Origin of the sequence: Saccharomonospora iraqiensis subsp. iraqiensis (assembly GCF_000430445.1) — a bacterium.
GTDB lineage: Bacteria > Actinomycetota > Actinomycetes > Mycobacteriales > Pseudonocardiaceae > Saccharomonospora > Saccharomonospora iraqiensis.
In genome coordinates this window covers 164,925-170,751 of sequence record NZ_KE387086.1, presented here as the reverse complement: position 1 = coordinate 170,751, position 5,827 = coordinate 164,925, and the positions used below count along the sequence as shown (strand labels likewise).

The following is a 5,827-nucleotide window of genomic DNA, read 5'->3' as shown; positions in this document are numbered from 1 at the left end:
CCCCGCGGCGCCGGCCGCGCGGGCGCGTTCCCGCTCACGGCACGGGAGGCAGACGACGGCCGTGCCGGTCTCCGTGCCGGACGGGTCGAGCAGTGCCGCGATGCGGGCGGTGCGGAACCCGCACTCGCCGCAGACGATCGGTGGGGCGTCCGGGCGGAACTTGACGGTCGTGTCGCCGGATGTCGACGTCACAGCACATCGCCCTCCTCACTGTGTGTGAACGGACTTGGGCGGGGTACCCCGATGCCGCAGTGGCACACGGGACGAACCACACGAGGTAGGCGCGATGCGCCCACGATCATTCCTGTGGGTGAGGAGGTGCGGACGATGCCGACCAGGGAGCAGGTGCGGGCGTCGCTCGCCGGCGGTGCGGACTACACCGAGGTGGGACGCAGGCTGGGCATTCCCCCCGGACTGGTGTATCTGATCGCGACGGGGCTGCCCGCCGACGGTGGGGACGCCCCGGCGCCGGAGGAGGGGCGTGCCCGCGGGTTGCGTCCGGCGGGCCAGGAGTTGTCCAATCCGCCCGTGGAGAGCCCGGCGGCCCGGGAGTCGGTCCACCGCTGGTTGCGTGCGCGGGTCCGGGCGGACGCGCAGATGCGCGGAGCCTGAACCCGTGGTTCGATCGGGGAAGTGGGCCGACCGGCCCGCGGCGACCGCGAACGGCCGATCACGCGGAGGGTGGACGATGGGTCTACGGACGTGGATCGAGGGGTGGCCGGTTGTCCGGCAGTTCACCGACGGCGATCCCACCGGGCGTGGTGCCGCGGCCAAGAGCCCGGGCAGCGAGGCGCTCGCTCCGCGGACCGCGACGGCGGACAAGGTCGTGAAGTCGATCTGCCCGTACTGCGCGGTCGGGTGCGGGCAGAACATCTACGTCTCCGACGGGCGGATCACCCAGATCGAGGGTGACCCCGACTCGCCGATCAGCCGGGGCCGGTTGTGCCCGAAGGGATCGGCGAGCCTCCAGCTGACGACGGGGTCCGCGCGCACCCACCGGGTGCTCTACCGCAGGCCGTACGGGACCGAGTGGGAGCCGCTCGACCTCGACACGGCGATGGACATGATCGCCGACCGGGTGCTCGACGCGCGGGACCGCGGCTGGGAGTCCGAGGTGGACGGTGTCCGCACGAACCGGACGATCGGGTTCGCCAGTCTCGGCGGGGCGGTGCTCGACAACGAGGAGAACTACCTCCTCAAGAAGCTCTACACCGCACTGGGCGCGGTGCAGATCGAGAACCAGGCCCGTATTTGACACTCCTCCACGGTTCCCAGTCTGGGAACCTCCTTCGGTCGCGGCGGCGCCACGACGTTCCAGCAGGACCTGGCGAACTCGGACTGCATCGTCATCCAGGGATCCAACATGGCCGAGTGCCATCCCGTCGGGTTCCAGTGGGTGATGGAGGCCAAGGCCCGCGGCGCGACGGTGATCCACGTCGATCCCCGGTTCACCCGGACCAGTGCCGTCTCCGACGTGCACGTGCCGCTGCGCGCGGGCAGTGACATCGCCTTCCTCGGCGGCATCATCAACCACGTGCTCACCGAGGGGAAGGACTTCCGGGAGTACGTGCTCGCCTACACCAACGCGTCGTCGATCGTCACCGAGGAGTTCGCCGACACCGAGGACCTCGACGGCGTGTTCTCCGGCTGGGACGCCGACGGCCGCGTCTACGACGTCTCCACCTGGCAGTACCAGGGCACCCCCGTGCAGGCGGCGTCCGGCCAGCGGGAACAGCAGTGGGAGACCCGCACGCGGGAGGGCGCGGAGCTGCGGGAGGAGGCCCGGGGTGAGATGCACGGCTCCGGAGGGCCGGAGATTCGGAACGAACCGGAGACCGATCCCACGCTGACGCACCCGCGCTGTGTGTACCAGATCCTCCGGCGGCACTTCTCCCGCTACACCCCCGAGCTGGTCGAGCAGGTGTGCGGCGTGCCGCAGGAGCAGTTCCGACGGGTGTGCGAGCTGCTGACCGCCAACTCCGGCCGGGACCGCACCGCCGCGTTCGCCTACGCGGTCGGCTGGACCCAGCACACGGTGGGGGTGCAGTACATCCGCACGGCGGCGATCCTGCAGCTGCTGCTGGGCAACATCGGCAGGCCGGGCGGCGGCATCCTCGCCCTCCGCGGGCACGCCTCGATCCAGGGCTCCACCGACATCCCGACGCTGTTCAACCTGCTGCCGGGCTACATCCCCATGCCGCACGCGCACGACAACGCGAACCTGGACAACTTCGTCCGTGCCGAGTCGGCGCACAAGGGCTACTGGGGCGACATGCGCTCCTACATCGTCAGCCTGCTCAAGGCGTGGTGGGGCCCGGCCGCGCGGCCGGAGAACGACTTCTGTTTCGACCACCTGCCGCGGCTGACCGAGGGGCATTCCACCTACGAGACGATCGTGGCCCAGATGGAGGGCCGCTGCCACGGCTACTTCCTGCTGGGCGAGAATCCCGCGGTCGGCTCGGCCGACGCCAAGGCCCAGCGGATGGGCATGGCGAACCTGGACTGGCTCGTCGTGCGGGACTTCTCGCTCACCGAGAGCGCCACCTGGTGGAAGGACGGTCCCGAGATCGAGAGCGGGGAGCTCGCGACCACCGACATCGGCACCGAGGTGTTCTTCCTCCCCGCCGCCGCCCACACCGAGAAGGACGGGAGTTTCACCAACACCCAGCGGTTGCTCCAGTGGCACTTCCAGGCGGTGGAGCCGGAGGGCGACACGCGCAGCGAGCTGTGGTTCACCTACCACCTCGGGCGGATCATCCGGGACAAGCTCGCCGCCTCCGACCGGGAGCGGGACCGCCCGGTGCTCGACCTGACGTGGGACTACCCCACCAAGGGGCCCACCGCCGAGCCGGAGGCCGAGGCGGTGCTCGCCGAGATCGGCGGGTTCGACGCCGAGGGCAACCCGCTGTCCACCTACGAACAGCTCGCCGAGGACGGTTCGACCGCCTGCGGGTGCTGGATCTACTGCGGCGCCTACGCCGACGGCGTGAACCAGACCGCGCGCCGCAAGCCCGCGGCCGAACAGGACTGGGTCGCGAGCGAATGGGCGTGGGCGTGGCCGCTCAACCGGCGCATCCTCTACAACCGGGCCTCGGCCGATCCGGACGGCAGGCCGTGGAGCGAGCGCAAGGCCTACCTGTGGTGGGACGCCGACCACGGACGGTGGACCGGGTACGACATCCCGGACTTCAAGGGCACGCGGCCGCCGGACTTCGTCCCGGAGCCGGACGCGACCGGGCCGGACGCGCTGTCCGGCACCGACGCCTTCGTGATGCAGGCCGACGGGAAGGCGTGGCTGTACGCCCCGTCCGGGCTCACCGACGGGCCGCTGCCGACGCACTACGAGCCGCAGGAGTCGCCGTTCGACAACCCGCTCTACACCCAGCAGCGCAACCCGGTGCGGCAGATACTGCGCCACCCCTACAGCCGCTACCAGCCCAGCGGGACGCACCCGGGTTCCGAGCTGTTCCCCTACGTCACGACCACGTACCGGCTGACCGAACACCACACGGCGGGCGGGATGTCCCGGTGGCAGCCGTATCTGGCCGAGTTGCAGCCGGAGATGTTCTGCGAGGTCTCCCCCGAGCTGGCGGCCGAGCGGGGGCTGGACCACCTCGGCTGGGCCACGATCGTCAGCGCCCGCGCGGCCATCGAGGCGCGGGTGATCGTGACCGACCGGCTGGCCCCGCTGACCGTGGCCGGGCGCACGCTGCACCAGGTGGGACTGCCCTACCACTGGGGACCGAACGGGACGAGCACCGGCGACGCGGCCAACGAACTGTCCGGGATGTCGCTCGACCCGAACGTGCACATCCAGGAGGTGAAGGCACTGGCCTGCGACATCAGGCCCGGACGTCGTCCCAGGGGCCCGGCGAGGCTGGACCTCGTGCGGGACTACCAGCGGCGCGCGGGCATCACCGACGAGACCGGCACGGAGGTCTGACATGGGCACCGTCGGCGCCACCGGGGGCCTGACCACGGACGGGGCCGTGTCCGGCCCGGAGTCCGGGTACGACCCCGCGGCCGCGAGCGGACACACCGACCACCCGCCCCGGGTGGGGTTCTTCACCGACACCACGGTGTGTATCGGCTGCAAGGCGTGCGAGGTGGCGTGCAAGGAGTGGAACGCCGTCCCGGACGACGGCCTGGACCTCACCGGCATGTCCTACGACAACACCGTGGGGCTGGGCGCGAACACCTGGCGGCACGTGGCCTTCATCGAGCAGCGCAAACCGCTCGCCGCGCAAGAGGTCGGGATGCACCACGACACCGACGTGCTCACCATGGCCGAGCACGGATCGGCCACCGACCCGACCGTCGCGGCGACCACCCCGACGACCCCCGGCCAGGGCGACGACTTCCGCTGGCTGATGGCCTCGGACGTGTGCAAGCACTGCACGCACGCCGCCTGTCTGGACGTGTGCCCCACCGGTTCGCTGTTCCGCACCGAGTTCGGCACCGTGGTGGTGCAGGAGGACATCTGCAACGGCTGCGGCTACTGCATCCCGGCCTGCCCCTACGGGGTGATCGATCAGCGACCCGGCGACGGCCGGGCGTGGAAGTGCACCCTGTGCTACGACCGTCTCGGCAACGGACTCGAACCCGCCTGTGCGAAGGCGTGCCCGACCGACTCGATCCAGTTCGGGCCGCTCGACGAGTTGCGGGAACGGGCGCAGCAGCGGGTGGCGCAGCTGCACGGGGCCGGGGTCACCGACGCGCGGCTCTACGGCGCGGACCCGGACGACGGGGTCGGCGGGGACGGGGCGTTCTTCCTGCTGCTGGACGAGCCCGAGGTGTACGGACTGCCGCCCGATCCGGTCGTGACCACGCGGGACCTGCCCCGCATGTGGCGGCACGTGGGCTCGGCCGCGGCGACGCTGATGGCGGGCGCCGTCGCCGCCTTCCTGGGAACGCGGCGGCGGTGAGCGGTGTCCCGCGCTCCGACACGGACGACAGCGACGACGAGGGGACGGTGGGTATGACCGGGGACGGGGGCTCGCGCCCGGGCCGGGAGGCGATCACCGGCGCGGTCCCGGCCGGGGCACGCGGGAACGGGCGACGCCGGCGCGGGAAGGGCGAGCAGCCGGTGGTGCCGGACACCGAGTTCACCTCCTACTACGGCCAACCGGTGCTGAACGGCCCGGTGTGGAAGGTCCCCGACATCCCGGCCTACTTCTTCCTGGGTGGCCTGGCGGGCGGCGCCTCCCTGCTCGGGGCGGGGTCCCAGCTCACCGGCCGACGGCGGGCGGCGACGGTGGCCAAGGTGGGCGCGTTCGGCGCGGTCGGCGGATCGCTGGTCGCGCTGGTGCACGACCTCGGCAGGCCGGAACGGTTCCTGAACATGCTCCGGGTGATGAAGCCGACCTCACCGATGAGCATGGGGTCCTGGCTGCTGTCGGTCTACGGTCCGCTGGCCGGGGCCTCGGCCGCCACGGCGGTCACCGGCCTGCTGCCCCGTGTCGGTGCCGCGGCCACCGCGGGAGCGGCGGTGACCGGTCCGGGTGTCGCCGCCTACACCGCCGCGTTGATCAGCGACACCGCGGTGCCCGCCTGGCACGACGCGCACCGCGAGCTGCCGTACGTGTTCGTCGGCTCCGGGGCGGTCGCCGCCGGTGGACTGGGCCTGCTCACGGACCCGGGCGGGGACGGTGCGCCCGCCCGCCGGTTCGCCCTGTTCGGGACCGGTCTGGAACTCGTGGCCTCCCGGCTGCTGGAGCACCGGCTCGGCATGGTCGCCGAACCGTACCGCCGGGGCCGCTCCGGGGCCCTGTATCGGGCCGGCGAGGCGCTCGCCGCCGTCGGGACGGCCGGTGCGTTCGCGGGCAGG

General features: G+C 72.0%; 4 protein-coding genes and 1 pseudogene. 4 read left to right on the top strand and 1 reads right to left on the bottom strand.

All coding sequences use genetic code 11. From position 1 onward, the window contains the following. Nucleotides 1-192, bottom strand: a pseudogene (locus tag ACTIR_RS26570) (hypothetical protein); the annotation flags it as partial. 135 nt (nt 193-327) lie between these two features. Here ACTIR_RS26570 and ACTIR_RS0111830 point away from each other — a divergent pair. The 4 genes from ACTIR_RS0111830 to nrfD form a co-directional block, all read left to right on the top strand. Further along, entirely contained in the window at nt 328-612 is a 285-nt protein-coding gene (locus ACTIR_RS0111830; protein WP_007026288.1) for a hypothetical protein, read from the top strand. Between the two features lie 76 nt (nt 613-688). Next, nucleotides 689-3,943, top strand: a complete 3,255-nt coding sequence (fdh, locus tag ACTIR_RS0111820) for a formate dehydrogenase (RefSeq protein ID WP_199285613.1) — start codon at nt 689-691, stop codon at nt 3,941-3,943. A 1-nt stretch (nt 3,944) separates the two neighbouring features. Further along, nucleotides 3,945-4,925, top strand: coding sequence for a 4Fe-4S dicluster domain-containing protein (locus tag ACTIR_RS0111815; protein ID WP_034239526.1), 981 nt, complete (start codon nt 3,945-3,947; stop codon nt 4,923-4,925). A 53-nt stretch (nt 4,926-4,978) separates the two neighbouring features. After that, nucleotides 4,979-5,827, top strand: an 849-nt coding sequence (gene nrfD, locus ACTIR_RS0111810) for an NrfD/PsrC family molybdoenzyme membrane anchor subunit (RefSeq protein ID WP_026454447.1), incomplete at its 3' end; no start/stop codon positions are given.

Excerpts from the sequence above, each read along its gene's own strand:
- ACTIR_RS0111830 (WP_007026288.1), top strand. The coding sequence starts at position 328 with ATGCCGACCAGGGAGCAGGTGCGGGCGTCGCTCGCCGGCGGTGCGGAC.
- ACTIR_RS0111815 (WP_034239526.1), top strand. The coding sequence starts at position 3,945 with ATGGGCACCGTCGGCGCCACCGGGGGCCTGACCACGGACGGGGCCGTG.